The 17,758-nt window shown below is 67.1% G+C and carries 15 protein-coding genes; 10 read left to right on the top strand and 5 right to left on the bottom strand.

Going from position 1 to position 17,758, the window contains the following annotated elements; genetic code table 11:
* Positions 1-328: 328 nt before the first annotated feature.
* Complete coding sequence (locus tag ACQEVO_RS27195) at positions 329-1,069, bottom strand: RluA family pseudouridine synthase (RefSeq protein WP_432918843.1); 741 nt, start codon at positions 1,067-1,069, stop codon at positions 329-331.
* 357 nt (positions 1,070-1,426) lie between these two features.
* Here ACQEVO_RS27195 and ACQEVO_RS27190 point away from each other — a divergent pair, with 357 nt between their 5' ends.
* The 5 genes from ACQEVO_RS27190 (at position 1,427) to narI (ending at position 9,612) form a co-directional block, all read left to right on the top strand.
* On the top strand, positions 1,427-2,665 hold the full coding sequence (locus tag ACQEVO_RS27190) for an MFS transporter (protein ID WP_432918840.1): 1,239 nt from the start codon (positions 1,427-1,429) through the stop codon (positions 2,663-2,665).
* 140 nt (positions 2,666-2,805) lie between these two features.
* Positions 2,806-6,501: a nitrate reductase subunit alpha gene (locus tag ACQEVO_RS27185; RefSeq protein WP_432918837.1), complete on the top strand. Its 3,696-nt coding sequence runs from the start codon at positions 2,806-2,808 to the stop codon at positions 6,499-6,501.
* Entirely contained in the window at positions 6,501-8,183 is a 1,683-nt protein-coding gene (gene narH / locus ACQEVO_RS27180; protein WP_432918834.1) for a nitrate reductase subunit beta, read from the top strand. Before ACQEVO_RS27185 ends, narH begins: the two co-directional genes overlap by 1 nt.
* Positions 8,180-8,854, top strand: coding sequence for a nitrate reductase molybdenum cofactor assembly chaperone (narJ, locus tag ACQEVO_RS27175; RefSeq protein ID WP_432918832.1), 675 nt, complete (start codon positions 8,180-8,182; stop codon positions 8,852-8,854). The genes narH and narJ overlap by 4 nt, the downstream gene beginning before the upstream one ends.
* Positions 8,851-9,612: a respiratory nitrate reductase subunit gamma gene (narI, locus tag ACQEVO_RS27170; RefSeq protein WP_432918829.1), complete on the top strand. Its 762-nt coding sequence runs from the start codon at positions 8,851-8,853 to the stop codon at positions 9,610-9,612. Before narJ ends, narI begins: the two co-directional genes overlap by 4 nt.
* On the opposite strand, the gene ACQEVO_RS27165 is transcribed toward narI, so the two are convergent.
* Complete coding sequence (locus ACQEVO_RS27165; RefSeq protein ID WP_432918826.1) at positions 9,606-10,748, bottom strand: AraC family transcriptional regulator; 1,143 nt, start codon at positions 10,746-10,748, stop codon at positions 9,606-9,608. The two genes, narI and ACQEVO_RS27165, sit on opposite strands and share 7 nt — an antisense overlap.
* Between ACQEVO_RS27165 and ACQEVO_RS27160 the strand changes: the two genes are divergently transcribed.
* From ACQEVO_RS27160 to ACQEVO_RS27145, 4 genes are all read left to right on the top strand, one after another.
* The gene (locus tag ACQEVO_RS27160; RefSeq protein ID WP_432918824.1) at positions 10,710-12,212 is read left to right on the top strand and encodes a flavin-containing monooxygenase; all 1,503 of its coding nucleotides are present in this window, start codon (positions 10,710-10,712) and stop codon (positions 12,210-12,212) included. The genes ACQEVO_RS27165 and ACQEVO_RS27160 overlap by 39 nt on opposite strands.
* Before the next feature lie 213 nt (positions 12,213-12,425).
* Positions 12,426-13,229: an SDR family NAD(P)-dependent oxidoreductase gene (locus tag ACQEVO_RS27155; RefSeq protein ID WP_432918821.1), complete on the top strand. Its 804-nt coding sequence runs from the start codon at positions 12,426-12,428 to the stop codon at positions 13,227-13,229.
* Positions 13,230-13,280: 51 nt separating this feature from the next.
* The gene (locus ACQEVO_RS27150) at positions 13,281-13,904 is read left to right on the top strand and encodes a hypothetical protein (RefSeq protein ID WP_432918819.1); all 624 of its coding nucleotides are present in this window, start codon (positions 13,281-13,283) and stop codon (positions 13,902-13,904) included.
* A 99-nt stretch (positions 13,905-14,003) separates the two neighbouring features.
* Positions 14,004-14,930, top strand: coding sequence for an EamA family transporter (locus tag ACQEVO_RS27145; protein ID WP_432918817.1), 927 nt, complete (start codon positions 14,004-14,006; stop codon positions 14,928-14,930).
* A gap of 56 nt (positions 14,931-14,986) precedes the next feature.
* Here the strand turns inward: ACQEVO_RS27145 and ACQEVO_RS27140 are convergent, their stop codons facing one another.
* Positions 14,987-15,433 (bottom strand): nitroreductase family deazaflavin-dependent oxidoreductase, encoded by a 447-nt coding sequence (locus ACQEVO_RS27140; protein WP_432918814.1) that lies wholly within the window; start codon positions 15,431-15,433, stop codon positions 14,987-14,989.
* A 254-nt stretch (positions 15,434-15,687) separates the two neighbouring features.
* Positions 15,688-16,008: a hypothetical protein gene (locus tag ACQEVO_RS27135; protein ID WP_432918811.1), complete on the bottom strand. Its 321-nt coding sequence runs from the start codon at positions 16,006-16,008 to the stop codon at positions 15,688-15,690.
* Between the two features lie 166 nt (positions 16,009-16,174).
* Between ACQEVO_RS27135 and ACQEVO_RS27130 the strand changes: the two genes are divergently transcribed.
* Positions 16,175-17,410, top strand: a complete 1,236-nt coding sequence (locus ACQEVO_RS27130) for a hypothetical protein (RefSeq protein WP_432918808.1) — start codon at positions 16,175-16,177, stop codon at positions 17,408-17,410.
* On the opposite strand, the gene cutA is transcribed toward ACQEVO_RS27130, so the two are convergent.
* The gene (cutA, locus tag ACQEVO_RS27125) at positions 17,391-17,687 is read right to left on the bottom strand and encodes a divalent-cation tolerance protein CutA (RefSeq protein WP_432923031.1); all 297 of its coding nucleotides are present in this window, start codon (positions 17,685-17,687) and stop codon (positions 17,391-17,393) included. The two genes, ACQEVO_RS27130 and cutA, sit on opposite strands and share 20 nt — an antisense overlap.
* Positions 17,688-17,758: the final 71 nt, after the last annotated feature.

The raw sequence follows: 17,758 nt of genomic DNA, 5'->3' as shown, positions 1-17,758 counted from the left end.
ACGCATCGCCACCTGTGGCTCCCGGCTACGGCACGTGTCCGCGCGGGCGAGACGAGTTGTTCGCAGAGTCACGCCGAGGGCGGCGCCGGCACCGCGTCGAGTTCGCACGCGAGTTCCCGATCAGATCAGATCGGAGCGGTCCAGGTGAGCGGCCTGGTCCGGCGGCCGGGGTGCGCAGTTCCGGCGCCGTTGCCTCGAACATCCGGGAGATTCGCTGGGCGGGCTCGAGCGCGATACTCGATCGGCCGGGCCGTGGCCGCGAGGTCGGGTTGTCGCGGCGGATACGCCGGTGTGGTCGCCGATACCTCCTACCGGTGCGGCGGAGGAGTCAGGCGGGAAGCGCTTCCGGAGGGTGCGGTAGGGGTGACCAGAAGGCGTCGTCCGGGGGAGCTTCCAGGTTCAACCGGCCGTCGGGGCGCCAGTCGGCGGACAGGTGCAGGCGCCAGGAGTGCAAGTGGGTCCGCGGGTGGGTGCCGGTGCGGTCGAACAGGGGGTCGCCCACGATCGGGTGGCCGATCCAGGCGAGGTGGACGCGCAACTGATGCCGGCGGCCGGTGATCGGATGCAGGGCCAGTACGATATAGTCCGGATACCGGGACACGACGGTGAACTCGGTGCGGGAGGGGTAGTTCTTCGCATTCAGCAGATCGGCCGCGGCGACGAACCAGCGGTCGCCGGCGTGCTGGATGGTCTCGCGGGGCGCCGCGACCCGGACCCGGTTCTTGCGGCCGACGCTGAGTGGAAGCTCGATCACGCCGCTGTCCGGTAGCGGCTCCGTGCCGGTCGCGACCACGGCCAGATAGGTCTTGCGGGCGGTCTGCTTGTTGAACTGGCGGGTGAGCTGCCCGTGCGCCGGAAGCTGTTTGGCCAGTAGCACCAGGCCCGAGGTCACTTTGTCGATCCGGTGCACCGGGAACAGTTTCTCGCCGGTTTCTTCGGCGGCGGCGACGATATCGGTGTCGTGGCGCTCCCCGGTGACCGAGATACCGGCGGGCTTGTTCAACGCCAGGATCGCCTCGTCCTCGGTGATCAGGCTGCGGGCGCGCAACTCGGGCCAGTCGATATCCACCGGTCGAGCCTAGGAGTCCGGGCGGGCAGCCGGAACGGCAGGTATCCGGGGCCACCGCATCGGTTTCCGCGGGCGGGCGAACCCCCCCGGAATCACGAATGTGTCCGCAACATTGCCCCGGGGCTGGGCGGAATAAGGCGTAGCTGGGCCTATGCTCGGCCGTGGACGGCCGGGGCAGGAACCAGCGGGCTTCCGCTGGGCCGGCCGTGCGTTGCCGAGAACCCGATCGATCGATAGTGCAGTACGGCGGCGGTGCGCGCAGTGGCGCCCGACCGCGTTCGATCACCGATATCGCCCGATGAGCGTTCGTGGACACGGGCACGCAGAGAGTTTGCCGGACCGATTTCCCGGGGAGTAATGGTGGCCTCTTCGATTCCGCGCAGCGCAGGCCGGGCGCCGGCCGGCGAACGCGCCGCGACCGGCGGGCGCACCCTCATGCTGGTGCTGGCGACCGTGGGTTTCGCACTGAACTTCTGGGCCTGGGCGCTGCTGAGCCCGCTCGCGCCCCGGTTACGCGAGGAACTCGGGCTCAATTCGTTCCAGGAATCGCTGGTGGTCGCCGTTCCGGTGATCGTGGGGTCGCTGGGGCGTATTCCTGTGGGTGCCCTGGCCGACCGCTACGGCGGGCGGGTGATGTTCCCGGCGGTCTCGTTGATCACCGTGGTACCCGTGCTGTTCCTCGGGCTGGTCGGGAATTCGGCGCTGGCGGCACTGTTGATCGGCGGTTTCTTCCTCGGTATCGGCGGCACGGTGTTCGCGGTCGGCGTGCCGTTCGTCAGCCGCTGGTTCCCACCGGAGAAGCAGGGTCTGGCGATCGGTGTGTACGGGATGGGGATGGGCGGCACCGCCATCAGCGCGCTCACCACGGTGCAGCTGGTGGATCTGGGTGATACCGCGACCCCGTTCCTGCTGTGCGCGGCCGCGCTGGCGGTCTACGCGATCGTGGCCTGGTTCCTGCTGCGCGATGCCCCGGGCCGGACCCCGCCTGCCGAATCGATGACGACCCGGCTGGCGCAGACCATGCGCCTGCCCGCCACCTGGGAGGCCTCCGCGCTGTACGCGGTCGCGTTCGGCGGTTTCGTCGCCTTCTCGGTGTACCTGCCGTCGTATCTGCGCACCGCCTACGACCTTTCGCAATCGGACGCGGCCAACAGGATGGCCGGGTTCGTCCTGCTCGCGGTGCTCATGCGGCCGGTCGGCGGCTGGCTCGTCGACCGGTTCGACGGCCCGATGGTCCTCGCCGCCACTCTCGGGTTCGTGGTCGTCGCGGCTGTCGTGCAGTCGGCGACTCCGGAGCTGATGCCGGTCGGCACGATCGCGTTCCTGGTGCTGGCCGCGGCGCTCGGCGCGGGGAGCGGCGCGACCTTCGGGTTGGTCGCGCAGATCGCGCCGCCCGGCAAGGTCGGGGCGATCACCGGGTTCGTGGGCGCCGCGGGCGGGCTGGGTGGTTTCGTTCCGCCGCTGGTGATGGGTGCCATCTACGAATCCACCGCCGACTACGGCCCCGGCCTGCTGGCGCTGGCGGCGGTCGCGCTGGCGGCCCTGGTGTTCACCCTGACCGTGGTGCGCCGCGAGGTCGGTCGGGCGCGCATATGAGGGGGTCTCGTCCGGCGACCGCGCAAGGAGCCGCGAAATCCCCGCCGCGGACCGCAGGTACCTGCTTCGAAGGAGGCCGATGATGCGATACCCCGAACCGCGCCGCCGCCGACCGCACATCCCCGTGTCGAGGAGGTTTCATGGCTCATAGCCGACGCGGCTCCGGAGGGGCGCGGCTCGACGGCGAACTCACCGATGCACTGGTGGGTACCCGGCGGTTCTTCACCCGGGCCGAGGTCTCCCCGGACCGCCGGTCGATGTACGAAAGCGGGGGCCGGCAGGCCGACGAGTTCTACCGGGACCGATGGAGTCACGACAAGGTGGTGCGCTCCACGCACGGGGTGAACTGCACCGGATCGTGTTCGTGGAAGATCTACGTCAAGGACGGGATCATCACCTGGGAAACCCAGCAGACCGATTATCCGTCGGTGGGTCCGGACAAACCGGAATACGAGCCGCGTGGTTGCCCGCGCGGCGCGGCCTTCTCCTGGTACACCTATTCGCCGACGCGGGTGCGCTACCCGTATATCCGGGGTGTCCTGCTGGAGATGTACCGGGCGGCGAAGAACGCCATCGGCGACCCGGTCCGCGCGTGGGCCTCGATCGTCGAGGATCCGGAATCGGCCCGGCGCTACAAGGCGGCGCGCGGCAAGGGCGGCTTGGTCCGCGCGACCTGGGACGAGGCGACCGAGCTGATCGCCGCCGCGCATGTACACACCATCGAACGGTACGGACCCGACCGGATCGCGGGTTTCTCGCCGATCCCGGCGATGTCGATGGTGTCGCATGCCTCCGGTGCCCGGTTCATTTCGCTGATCGGCGGGGCGATGCTGTCGTTTTACGACTGGTATGCCGATCTGCCGGTCGCCTCACCGCAGATGTTCGGCGACCAGACCGACGTTCCGGAATCGGGGGACTGGTGGGACGCCGGGTACCTGATCATGTGGGGTTCGAACCTGCCGGTGACCCGCACCCCGGACGCGCATTGGATGGCCGAGGCCCGCTACCGCGGGCAGAAGGTCGTCGCGGTCTCCCCGGATTACGCCGACAATGTGAAATTCGCCGACGAATGGCTGGCTCCGCATCCCGGTACCGACGGTGCGCTGGCCATGGCGATGGGCCATGTGGTGCTGCGGGAATTCTTCGTCGAACGTGACGTGCCGTACTTCACCAGCTATATCCGGCAGTTCACGGATCTGCCGTTCCTGGTGCGGCTGGAGGAGAGCGCCGGCGGCTATGTGCCCGGAAAGTTCCTCACGGCCGCCGATCTCGACGCCTACATCGGCACCGAGAACGCGGCGTTCAAAACCGTCGTACTCGATGCGGAAGGCAATCCGGTCGTCCCCAACGGGTCGCTCGGACACCGCTTCGGCGAAACCGGGAACGGCCGCTGGAACCTCGACCTGGAGGGAGTGGTTCCCCAGCTGACCCTCTTGGGCGGCGATACGGCGACCGTGCTGCTGCCCCGCTTCGACACCGCCGGCGGCGAAGGCGCGACACTGCAGCGCGGCGTGCCGGTGCGGCGGGTGAACGACCAGCTGGTCACCACCGTCTTCGACCTGATGCTCGCCCAGTACGGAGTGCACCGCCCGGGCCTGCCGGGACTGTGGCCGGTCGATTACGACGACCCGGCCCAGCCCTACACCCCGGCCTGGCAGGAATCGATCACCGGTGTGCCCGCGGCGGCGGTACTGCGGATCGCCCGCGAATTCGCGGCCAACGCCGAGGAGAGCCACGGTCGTTCGATGATCGTGATGGGCGCCGGCACCAACCACTGGTTCCATTCCGACACCATCTACCGGGCGTTCCTCACCCTGACCACGATCACCGGCTGCCAGGGCGTCAACGGCGGCGGGTGGGCGCATTATGTGGGTCAGGAGAAATGCCGGCCGGTGACCGGATGGACCCAGCTGGCCTCGGCGCTGGACTGGTCGCGGCCACCACGGCAGATGATCCAGACCGCCTACTGGTATCTGCATTCCGACCAGTTCCGCTACGACTGGTTCGGTGCCGATACGCTCTCGGCCGCGCATTCCGGCGGCCGGCTCGCCGGGATGACCACCGCCGATGTGATCGCGCAGGCGTCCCGGCTCGGCTGGATGCCGTCGTACCCGACCTTCGACCGCAACCCGCTCGATCTGGTGGCCGCCGCCGAGGCCGACGGCGGATCGGTATCCGGTTATGTGGTGTCCGAACTGCGTTCCGGGCGAATGCGTTTCGCCTGCGAGGACCCCGACGCACCGGAGAACTTCCCGCGGGTGCTGAGCGTGTGGCGGGCGAACCTGCTGGGTTCCTCGGCCAAGGGCAACGAATACTTCCTGGAACATCTGCTCGGCACGGAATCCTCGCTGCGCGCCGCACCCACCCCGGCCGGTGCCCGCCCGCGCGATGTGGTGTGGCGGCCGGAGGCGCCGCGCGGCAAACTCGATCTGCTGCTCACCCTGGACTTCCGGATGACCAGCACCACCCTGTTCTCCGATGTCGTGCTGCCCGCCGCGACCTGGTACGAGAAACACGACCTGAACACCACCGATATGCACCCGTTCGTGCATTCGTTCAACCCGGCCATCGCGCCGCCGTGGCAGACCCGCAGCGATTGGGACGCCTTCCAGGCGATCGCCGAGAAGTTCAGTGAGCTGGCCGGGCCGCGGCTCGGGGTGCGCAAGGATGTGGTGGCGGTACCACTGCTGCACGACACCCCGGACGAAATGGCCACCCCACACGGGCGGGTCTCGGATTGGAAGCATGGGGAAACCGAACCGGTGCCCGGCGTCACCATGCCGAAACTCGTGGTGGTGGAGCGTGATTACGGCGCGGTCGGCGCCAAGATGCGCGCGCTCGGGCCGCTGGCGGAAAAACTCGGTGCCACCACCAAAGGCGTCACCTACGATCTGGCCCCGGAGGTCGACTATCTGCGGCACAAGAATGGTGTGATCCGTGGCGGCCCCGCCGACGGCCGGCCTTCGTTGCAGCGCGGAATCCAGGCCGCCGAGGCGATCCTGGCGCTGTCGGGAACCACCAACGGCCGCCTGGCCACCGAAGGGTTCCGCGCCCTGGAACAGCGCACCGGGATGCGGCTGGCGGATCTGGCCGCCGAGCACGAGGGCAAACGCATCACCTTCGCCGATACGCAGGCCGCGCCGGTGCCGGTGATCACTTCGCCGGAATGGTCGGGGTCGGAAACGGGTGGCCGCCGGTATTCCCCCTTCACCATCAATGTCGAACGCCGCAAACCATGGCATACGCTCACCGGCCGCCAGCATTTCTATCTCGATCACGACTGGATGGCCGAACTCGGCGAGGGCCTGCCGGTGTACCGGCCGCCGCTCAATATGGCGGCGCTGTTCGGGGAGCCGGGAATCGGCGCGGTGGGGGAGCTCGGGGTCACTGTCCGCTACCTCACCCCGCACAGCAAATGGTCCATCCACTCCGAATACCAGGACAACCTGTTCATGCTGAGCCTGTCCCGCGGTGGCCCGACCATCTGGATGTCACCGCAGGACGCGGCGAAGATCGCGGTCGCCGACAACGAATGGGTCGAGGCGGTCAACCGGAACGGAGTTGTGGTGGCGCGGGCCGTGGTCTCGCACCGGATGCCCGAAGGCACCGTGTACATGTACCACGCGCAGGACCGGCTGATCGACGTCCCGATCAGCGAAACCTCCGGGCACCGCGGCGGTATCCACAATTCGCTGACCCGCCTGCTCGTCAAACCCAGCCACCTCATCGGTGGCTACGCCCAGCTCAGCTTCGCGTTCAACTATCTCGGGCCGACCGGAAACCAACGCGACGAGGTGACGGTGATCCGTCGTCGCGGACAGGAGGTGAGTTACTGATGCGGGTCATGGCGCAGATGGCGATGGTGATGAATCTCGACAAATGTATCGGCTGCCATACCTGTTCGGTGACCTGTAAACAGGCGTGGACCAACCGGTCCGGGGTGGAGTACGTCTGGTTCAACAATGTGGAAACCCGGCCGGGGCAGGGTTATCCGCGCACCTACGAGGATCAGGAGAAATGGCGGGGCGGCTGGGAGCTGAACCGCAAGGGCAACCTGAAACTCAAGGGCGGCGGCCGGTGGCGCAAATTGTTCACCATCTTCAGCAATCCCATCCTGCCCGAACTCGGCGACTACTACGAACCCTGGACCTACGACTACGAGAACCTCACCACCGCACCGGCCCAGCGGCACACCCCCGTCGCCCGGCCGAAATCGCTGATCTCCGGTAAGGATACGAAAATCGAATGGTCGGCGAACTGGGACGACGATCTCGGTGGCGCCACCGAATACGGCGACCGCGACCCGATGCTGAGCAAACTCGCCGAGAAGGTCCGGTTCGAATTCGAGCAGACCTTCATGTTCTATCTGCCCCGGATCTGCGAGCACTGCCTGAACCCGTCGTGCGCGGCGTCGTGCCCCTCGGGCGCCATCTACAAGCGCAGCGAGGACGGGATCGTCCTGGTCGACCAGGACCGCTGCCGGGGCTGGCGGATGTGCGTTTCCGGGTGTCCGTACAAGAAGGTGTATTTCAATCACCGCACCGGTAAAGCCGAGAAATGCACCTTCTGTTTCCCGCGGGTCGAGGTCGGGCTGCCCACGGTGTGCGCGGAAACCTGCGTCGGCCGGTTGCGTTATATCGGTTTGGTGCTGTACGACGCGGACAAGGTGCTCGAAGCCGCCGCCACCCCGGACGAACAGGGTCTCTACCAGGCGCAGCGGGAGGTATTTCTGGACCCGTCCGATCCGGAGGTCCGGCGGGAAGCCGAACGGGCCGGGATCCCCTACGACTGGGTGGAAGCGGCGGACCGGTCACCGATCTACGCGCTGATCAACACCTACCGGGTCGCGCTGCCGCTGCATCCGGAATACCGCACCATGCCGATGGTCTGGTACATCCCGCCGCTTTCGCCGGTGGTCGATATCGTCCGCGATACCGGCCACGACGCCGAGGATTTCGGCAATCTCTTCGCCGCTATCGAGGCCCTGCGCATTCCGGTGGACTATCTCGCCCAATTGTTCACCGCCGGTGATCCGGCCCCGGTCACCGAGGTGCTGCGCCGGCTCGCCGCCATGCGCAGCTATATGCGCGATATCAATCTCGGCCGCGAACCGCAGGAGCGGATCGCCGAATCCGCCGGTATGACCGGGGAACAGATCTACGATATGTTCCGCCTGCTCGCACTCGCCAAATACGATGAGCGCTACGTCATTCCGCCCGCGCACGCCGAACAGGCGCACGGTCTGGAAGAACTCGCCACCGAATGCAGTCTCGACTACGAAGGCGGGCCCGGGATGACGGGATCGGGTCCGTTCGGGGAAAGTTCCGGCGGAGCATCGCCGATAGCGGTCGAGAACTTCCATATGTTGCGCAACCGGCAAACCGCCGACGCCACGACAACGGTGCGCGGACAGGGCCGGGTGAACCTGCTCAATTGGGACGGCAAAGCGCCCGACGGGTTGTTTCCGCCGGGCGAGAATTCCTCCGGTTCCGGTGGCGGACAGGAGCCGCAGCGATGAAGACCGGGAAAATGGACCCCGCCGTCCGCGCCGCGGCCTGGCAGGCGCAATCGCTGCTGCTCGGTTATCCGGACGAAACCCTGCACCGCAATCTGGGCCTGCTCGGCACCGTGGCGGGCACCCTGCCACCACCGGTCGGCGACCCGCTCGCTCGCTTCCTCGCTCATGTTCAGCGCAGTTCCCTGTTCGAATTGGCCGCCGATTACGTCGCGACCTTCGACCACCGGAAACGCTTCAGTCCCTACCTCACCTATTTCGCCTACGGTGACACCCGGAAACGTGGCGTAGCGCTGCTGCGGTTCAAGCAGACCTACCAGGCCGCCGGATTGCGGTTGAGCGATGAGGAATTGCCCGACCACCTGTCCGTGGTCCTGGAATTCGCCGCGTCCGGTCATGCCGACACCGGGCTGCGGTTGCTCACCGAGCATCGTGCCGGGCTGGAGTTGATGCGCCGCGGCCTGCGCGAAACCGGTGCGCCGTGGGCCGATGTACTCGACTCGGTCGTCGCGACCCTGCCCGCTCTGGCGGGTCGCGAAGAGGACGCCATAGCCCGGCTGATAGCCGAAGGCCCGCCGGAGGAGTCCGTCGGCCTGGCGCCTTTCGCCCCAGCCCAGTACCTTCCCGATCCCGTGGTTCCCGGCCGGTCCGAAGTCACGGAGGTCCCTCGATGACCACCACGTTCCGCGCGGCCGGCGAACAACTCTCCACGGTCGACATCCTGTTGTGGGTGGCCCTGCCCTACGCGTCCATCGCGATCTTCCTGGTCGGCCACTACTGGCGGTACCGGTACGACAAGTTCGGCTGGACCACCCGTTCCTCCCAGCTCTACGAGAACCGCCTGCTCCGCCTGGGCAGCCCCCTGTTCCATTTCGGCATCCTGCTGGTGATCGTCGGCCATATCGTCGGCCTGCTCATCCCCGAAGGCTGGACCGAAGCCGTCGGGATCAGCGAACCGGTCTATCACGCGCTGTCCGTCGGTCTCGGTGTGCTCGCCGGTGCCGCCACGCTCGCCGGCGCCGCCATCCTCATCTACCGCCGCCGCACCACGGGCCCGGTGTTCTCCGCGACCACCCGCAACGACAAGATCATGTACGTCCTGCTCATCGGCACTCTCGTCCTCGGTTTCGGCACCACGGTGATCGGCAATGCCACCGGAAACCCGCACGACTACCGCCAGACCGTCTCCCCGTGGTTCCGCTCGGTCCTCTCCTTCCGCCCCGATACCGATCTCATCCTCGCCGCCCCGATCGGCTTCCAGCTCCATGTGCTCGCTGCCTGGGTGCTGTTCGCGTTCTGGCCGTTCACCCGCCTGGTTCATGTGTTCTCCATGCCGCTCGGCTATCTGACCAGGCCCTATATCGTCTACCGGAGTCGCGATGTGGAATTGGGAGCCCGGCGCGAGCGACGCGGCTGGGAACGTGTTCAGTGAGCCGGAACGGGCGCCGGTGGTGTGGTGCCCGACCGGCGGATCGCCGTCGGTGTGCTGTTCCACCAGCGCCGGCAGCAGCGGGTGAGCGTGGCCTGTTCGGCCAGGCCGAGCATGGCCGTGATCTGGGTCATCGGCATGGTGGTGGCGGTGAGGTAGTACTGCGCCCGCTCCCGCCGGATCTCGTCGAGGATCACCGCGAAACTCGTTCCCTCGGCGGCCAGCCTGCGTTGCAGGGTCCGTGGGTGGATGGTGAGCAGTTCGGCCACCGCGGCGATATCCGGGGCGACGGTGCCCAGTAACTGCCGCACCGTGGTACGGACCCGGGGCGCGGCCGCGGTACCGTCGGCCGCGGTCTGCGCGGCCAGGAAGGCCATGGCCAGCCGGTGCAGTTTCTCGTCGCCACCGGCCAGGGATCGGGTCGCCAGTTCGCGCGGCACCCGCAGCAGTGCGGCGGGGCGCCCCGCGCGCACCGGGGCACCGAAGAACCGTTCGTAGACCGCGGTGGGCGCCGGCGGGTGGTACGGCAGTTCCACCGAGCGCAGGCCGTATCGTTCACCCACCAGCCGCTGGATTGCCCGGTGCACGAAGCCGAGCCCCAGATCCGTGCCCTGTACGGGGATCGGCAGGTTGCCGGAGCGCACCTCGTATCGCAGTGCGCGGATGTTGTCGTCACCGTAGGGGTCCGGATCCAGCGCGATATTCAGCGCGGGCGCGTGGACGAACAGATACCGGGCCGTGCACTCCAGCACTTCCGACAGGGTCGGTGAGTTACGGATGGCCAGCGCGAGCGGTCCGAGCATGTCCAGGTCCTGCCGCGCGGAGACGCGGAGGCCGAGGTCGGGGCAGTGCAACTGTTGCGCGGCCGATTCCAGCACGGCGGCGACCGCGTGGTCGGGCACCAGCAGTTCGTCGCTGTCCAGCGCCGCGGCGGGCAACCCGGCCATGGCCGCCAGCTGCTCGGCGTCACCGCCGAGTTCGGCCACGGTCGCCCGGAAACCGCGCAGACCGGCGGAACGGATCACGGACATGTCGTCCAGAATCAATTCTTTGTCGTCGAGAATCAAGAGTGCGCGCGCGACACCGAGCAGAATGGGCCCATGAGCGAGGAACAGGATGTCGTGACCACCGCGGATCATGTCGACGTCGTCATCGTCGGCGCCGGGCTCTCCGGTATCGGTGCCGCGTACCGCTTACAGTCCGAATGCCCCGGCAAGAGTTACGTGATCCTGGAGGCCCGCGACGCCCTCGGCGGCACCTGGGACCTCTTCCGTTACCCCGGCATCCGCTCCGATTCGGATATGTTCACCCTCGGCTACCCGTTCGAACCGTGGCGGGACGCGAAATCCATCGCCGACGGCCCGTCGATCCTGCGCTACGTCACCGAGACCGCCCGCAAGTACGGCATCGACCGCCGCATCCGGTACCGGACCAAACTGGTCGCCGCGGATTGGTCCTCCGAGGCGCTGCGCTGGACACTCACCCTCGAACAGCGCGACTCTGCCGGTACCGTCACTCATAAAACGCTGACCTGCGGATTCCTCTACAGTTGCGCCGGCTACTACAACTACGACCGCGGCCATTCGCCGGAATTCCCGGGCGCCGAGGATTTCGCCGGGCAGCTGGTGCATCCGCAGTTCTGGCCGGCGGATCTCGATTACACGGGCAAACGGGTGGTGGTCATCGGCAGCGGCGCCACCGCGGTGACTCTTGTTCCCGCCATGGCCGACAAGGCCGAACTGGTCACCATGTTGCAGCGCAGCCCCACCTGGATCAGTGCGGTCCCCGGCCGGGACAAGATCGCCGACCGGTTGCGCGCGCTCCTGCCGTCGCAGTTGGCGCACCGGGTGATCCGGACCAAGAACATCCTGTTCTCGGTCGGGTTCTACCAGTACTGCCGCCGCCGCCCGCAGGCCGCGCGCAAACTGCTCACCGGGCTCACCACCCGCATCCTCGGCGACGAGAAACTGGTGGCCGAACACTTCACCCCCAGCTACGACCCGTGGGATCAGCGTTTGTGCGCGGTACCGAACGCCGATTTCTTCCGCGCCATGAAGAAGAACAAGGCCGAGGTCGTCACCGACCATATCGATCGCTTCGTTCCGGAAGGGATCCGGTTACGCTCCGGCCGGGTGCTCCCCGCCGATATCGTCGTCACCGCCACCGGCCTCGAACTGCTCGCCTTCGGCGGGCTCGCGCCCTCGGTGGACGGGACGGCGGTCCGGCTGCCCGAACAGTTCGTCTGGCAGGGCGCCATGCTCACCGGGGTACCCAACTTCGCCGTATGTATCGGCTACACCAACGCCTCGTGGACCCTGCGCGCCGACCTCAGCTCGCGACTGGTCTGCAAGGTACTGAACTTCATGGACAAACAGAACTACGCGGCAGTGGTCCCGGAAACCCGTGGTGCCGTGGGCGACAAACCGCTGCTCGACCTGGCCTCCGGGTACATCCAGCGTTCGATCGGTGACTTCCCGCGCCAAGGCGACCGGCACCCGTGGAAGGTGCGGCAGAACTACCTCCTCGACTCCGCCGCGGTGCTGCGTACCGACCTCCGCAAAACGCTGCGCCCGGTCCGTGCCCAGGTTACTCAGCGGGTATGAATCAAAGGTGTTCCATCGCGAGCAGTTCCGTTCGATTCCCGCCGCGTCCCGTCCTCACCGAGTTCCCGCGGACCGCCGTGCCGCGCACGGACTCCGGCCGGCCGCGATCGGGGAGCCCGGAACCGGACCGCCGCTCCGGTGCAGCCACCGAGGCATATAACCACCAGCCACCTCCGGTCCACCCGGGCCGCCCGACAGCATACGGAGACAACCATGGCCCGAATCCTCATCACCGGCGGCGCGTCCGGGCTCGGCGCGGCACTGGCGCGGCAGTTCATCCGCCGCGGTGACACCGTCCTGGTCACGGATCTGTTCGAGGAACATCAGGTGCCGGCCGGGGCCTCCTATCTACGGCTGGATGCGACCTCCGAAGACGATTGGCTGCGCGCACGCCGGACCGTCGAGGAAACCATGGGCGGGCTGGATCTGCTGATCAACAATGCGGGCGTCGCCACCGGCGGCCGCATCGACCGCGTATCTCACGCGGAATGGGCACGCGTCCTCGATATCAACGTTGCCGGGGTCGCGAACGGGTGCCGCACCTTCACACCGATGTTCACGCAGGCCCGGGCCGGTCATATCGTCAACACCGCCTCGCTCGCGGGGCTCGTGCACCCGCCCGCCATGAGCGCGTACAACGCGACCAAGGCCGCGGTGGTGGCATTGAGCGAAAGCCTGCGCTACGAGCTGGCACCCTTCGGTGTAGCGGTATCGGTGCTCTGCCCGTCGTTCTTCCGCACCGGTTTGGCGTCCTCGCTGAGCGACGACGACCCGGAGATGGCGGGAGTGGCCCGCAAGCTGATCGACAACGCCGCCGCGGACGCCGACGAGATCGCCGCGGCCGCGATAGCCGGGATCGATGCCCGCCGATTCCTCGTCCTCACCGATCGCGCGGGCCGCCAGGCGTTTTGGGTGAAACGCCTGCTGCGTCCGCTCTACGACCGGCAGATGTTCTCGATGGGCCGGCGCACCGCCGCCATCACCGCTACCGAATCGCCGGCCGTGAGTACTGAGTAGCGGTTTCCTCGGCCAGCGGGACGGCGAGCCCACTCCGGGGATAATCGAGGAGTGGCGAAGGGGATCGAGTGGCGGAATACGACGCACGACTGGGCCGCCGGGGTGGACCACGCGCACTTGCAGTCCATCCGTGCCGCTCCGGCAACGATGGTGCCCGGGGGTATTCGGCAGCTGATCCTCGAGGTCGTCGCCTACGCGGCGGACGAAGCCGAGAGCAGGGGGACCGGTCGCTGCCTTGTAGGTCTACACGCCGACGGCTCGGTCTCGGTATCCGACGACGGGAGAGGGACCGATACCCGGATCGACGAGCAGGGAAAGTATGTGAAAAAGCCGATCATGGCCTCGAAAGACCTGCGGTTCTTCGACTTTCCCGAAGCGCAATCCCTGCCCGACGGTAGTCCGCGCCGGGGCATATCCGTGGTCGCGGCGCTGAGCCGCCGGCTGGAGCACACCAACCGCCGCGCCAACGGCGCCTGGACCCAGCATTATGAATACGGTGTCCCGGTGACCGATCTGCTGCCTGTCGCCGCGAACGGTACGACGGGGACGACGGTGCGGTTTCTGCCGGAAGCCGGAATCCCCACCACGGACGCGCCAAGGACGGACGAGCTGTTACATCTCACCGAGTGCTGGCCCCACCTGTCCGTTCGAGTCGAGGATGAACGCACCACCTGAGCCGAGCGGAGCCGCCGATTGGGTCGTGCCGCATGCGGGCAACCGTCGCCCCCGGAAATTCGGTTGGTTGGGGGTGACCGGCGGGGCGAAGCTGCGGGGGTGACCGGAGCGGAGAGAGTCTCGCGGACCCGGGGCCGGGCGCGGGCTACTGGGCTGGCCCTGCTGTCCTGGGTGTTGTTCGCGAGTTCCGGGCCGTTGGCGGCGGCGGTGATGGCGGTGGGCTGGTCGCCCGCCGATGTGACCTCGGTGCGGATCGGATCGGCTGCTGTCTTGCTGGTTCTGGCGGTGGCGATATGGCGGCCGAGGGCCCTGCGGTTCGCACGTGCCGATGCCTGGCTCCTGCTCGGATACGGGCTGCTCGGCGTCGCCGGAGTGCAGTTGTTGTTCTTCGTGGCGGTGGCCCGAGTTCCGGTCGGGGTCGCGATGGTGCTGGTCAATGCGGCGCCCGCGCTGGTCGCGCTGTGGGTGCGGGTGGTGCGGGGGACACCGCTGCCCGGGCAGGTATGGGTGGGTATCGGGTTGGCGTTGGCGGGTCTGACTTTGATCGCGCAGATCTGGGACGGCGCCCGGCTGGACCCGGTGGGTGTCGCGGCGGGGCTGGGAGCGGCGGCCTGTTCGGCCGGATTCTTTCTGCTCGGTGAACACGGCGCGAGCCGGCACGACCCGTTCGGGATGACCGCGGCCGGGTTGCTGGTCGGCGCGGTGGTGGTGACGGCGGTAGCTCCGCTCTGGACGATGCCCTTCGACCTGCTCCCGGCCGCCGCCGAACTTGGCGGCCGGCTCGTTCCTGTGTGGGTGGTGCTGCTGGTACTGGCCGTAGCCGGCACCGTGCTGCCGTACCTGGCCGGGCTGCGGGCACTGCGCGAGCTGCCCGCACCCGCGGCCGGTGTGCTGGGCCTGATGGAACCTCTCGTCGCCGCAGCCCTGGCCTGGTTGCTGCTCGGCCAAGCGCTCCGGCCTGCGCAACTGGCCGGAGCGGCGATACTGCTTATCGGCGCGGTGGTGGTGCAACGAGCGATGCCGTAGAAACCGGTCGCTCTGGGCAACCGCCATCTAGCCGAGCGAATTGCCGGAGAACGTGCTCAGCTGCCGCTGACCGGCTCGAGGTCGCCGAGAAACACACTGCGACCCGGTATTCCGGCGGTCCGCGCGGAGAGCGGCAAGTCGGGCGAGTCCGCGGGTAGCACGCGAGGGTCGGTCAAGCGGTACTGCTTGCGCCGATGAACGACCCCGGCCGAACCCGCAGCCCGGATATTGCGCACCCAGTCCGATTCGGGCCCATAGTTCAGCGGAACCGCCAGCACACCGGATTCGATGAAAACCATGACCGGGGTCCGATACGCGTTGCCGGACTTGCGCCCGGTGTGTTCGAGCACCGCCATGCCCGGCAGACGTGGCGCCCACAGGCGTTGCACGGGATTCGTTACGTACCGGTTGAACCGCGCGAGCGCTCGCATCCGCTCCGGTCCCGCCGCCGCCGCGATACGCGTAGCCGTTCTCGCAACAGTGGTGGCGAACTTCTTCCGCATCGGCGCAACCTCCGCGTTCGAATTGTGTCCCCGACACTGCTCCGCCGCACCGGGAGTTGGCAACGGCCGGGTGGTGCTTCGGCGAAACGGGCAGCCGTGGTGCGGTCCAGGATGGTAGCTCGTACCGGAGCACGAAACCTTCTCCCTCCGCTGACGCCGTTGATCGGTCGGTTTTCCCTCCCGAGGCGGCAAGGACAGGATGACGGTCAAGAAGATCAACCCGAGCGCCAAGGCAATCAATCGAAGATCCCACATCATCGCGCCTCGCCATCGAAATCCGGCTCGGGCCATCGGCAGCCGAGTGGATAGATCTGCATCGGAGTGATGAGGACAGCGAGATCGGTTATCAGGCTTCGAATACTCTCGGCGTGCTCGAACCCCGGCACGACAACCGCTTCGGCATCGTGCTCGTGCAGATGCTGTGCGACCACAAGTCCCGCGACCACCGGGCTGGTATCAGTGACAATCGTGTACGTGAGCCGATAACCGTGCTGCCCGGCGAGTGCAGAAAGATCTAATCCATTGCCGCGTATGTCTCTCCGGACGTACCCGATCGACCTGGGCCGTTCCCCCATGATGTCTCCGTTCAGGCTTTATCGTCGTCAGTGTTGGCAAGCACCCGCCGTCGGGGAGGTCCGAATTCGACCCGACGGCGGGGCCTGAATCGAGCATCGTGTCCGGATCCTCGTCAGGACAGCGCAAAGCATTAGGCAGATAACGACACTCATCCAGAGGCGCAACATGACCAACAATCAGTTCAGATCCCGCAGGCTCACGTTCGGCCTTACGCAGGCCGAACTGGCGGAGAGGGTTTGCGACGAGGTCGAGCGCTGCACCGGGCGGCGTCCGGGGATTGACGCACAAGCGATAAGCCGAATTGAATGCGGCGACATCACATGGCCTCGACACACCACCCGCCGCGCGCTTGTGTCAGTCTTGGACAGTGGTTCGGAAGCTGCTCTCGGGCTGTATCCGAGACGTACCATCCGCGATGCCGAAAGGGACGAGGCAACGAAACGACGTGACTTTCTCGCTGCGGTCAGCACGATGGCGGCAGCCCCGGCATTGGCCGGTAAGGCCGATGATTTCTCGCTGGATGAGATGAACCTCCGCTTCGCCCGACTGGTCGAGCTGGACAACCATCTCGGAGGTGGCGACACATTTCATTTGTATGTTGCCGAACTCGCCAACACCGAGCGGATCCTGGCCGATGCCAGCTACAACGCTCGGACCGGCCGCGCTCTCGCCGAGCTGGCGGCGCAGCAGGCGCAGCAGGCCGGGTGGGCAGCCTTCGACGCCGGTTTTCGAACGCAGGCGATCCGTTTCTTCCAATACAGCCGCCGGGCTGCAAACGAGGCAGACAAGCCGGAATTGGCAGCGAACGCCTTGTTGCACATCTCGTACGCTCAACCAGGCGGCGAAGGGGTTGCCACTGCTGACGCCGCATGTGAATGTGTCGGCACTTCGGCCCTGCCGCAAGCGCGAATATTGCTCGAAAGCCGGCGGGCTTGGGCACGAGCGACGGCGGGCGACCGAAGCGGCGCGGCGAACTCGCTGGATACGGCACGGGCACTTTTGGAACGGTCGTCCCGCGACGGGGCGCCGAGCTGGTGCGCCTGGATCGATCACGCTGAACTGGACATCATGACGGGGCGGGTCTGGTCCGTGCTCCATTGCCCCGAGCGTGCCACCGCGCCGCTAGAGCAGGCGCTCGCGACCTATCCAGATCATTGGAGCCGTGACAAATCCCTGTACCTGACCTGGCTTGCCGACGCCTACCTCGACGCCGGAAATGGTGAAGCGGCGTTATCCACCACCGAAAAGGCGCTCACGATGGCGAGCCGAACTGCCTCGGTCCGTCCACTGGCCCGCGTACGGCAGGTTGCGTTGCGTTGCTCATCGTTCGGTATACCAGGCTCAGCTGACATAGTGCAGCGAACCACAATGGTTCGAGCACCTACTCCGCTGCGGCTGTAGCGCGTTCGATCCATTCGGCGTACGTATCGGTACACCACTCAACGGGCGCCGCGGTCACCTCTGGACTGTCCCACGGGTGTAGCTGCTGGACTCGGTTGGCCAAGCGCTCAAGACTTTGGGCGGACGTTCGAAGCGTTACACGCCATTCCTGGCCCTCACCGAGCTCGCCGAGATGCCAGAACACGGAGGTGGCGGGCCCTGTTATCTCCGCACCCGCCGCCAATCGCTCCGCAACCACGGCTCGCGCGATCTCGCGTGCTGCCGCATCAGTGGGCATCGTCGATGTCACTGACCACACACGTGCAGTCGTCATATCCGTAACAGTAGGCGACCCCGACTGGTCGGCGC

The sequence above is a fragment of the Nocardia sp. CA-290969 genome (genome assembly GCF_050936135.1).
Taxonomy (GTDB): Bacteria; Actinomycetota; Actinomycetes; order Mycobacteriales; family Mycobacteriaceae; genus Nocardia.
This window is presented reverse-complemented; position numbering and strand designations above follow the sequence as displayed.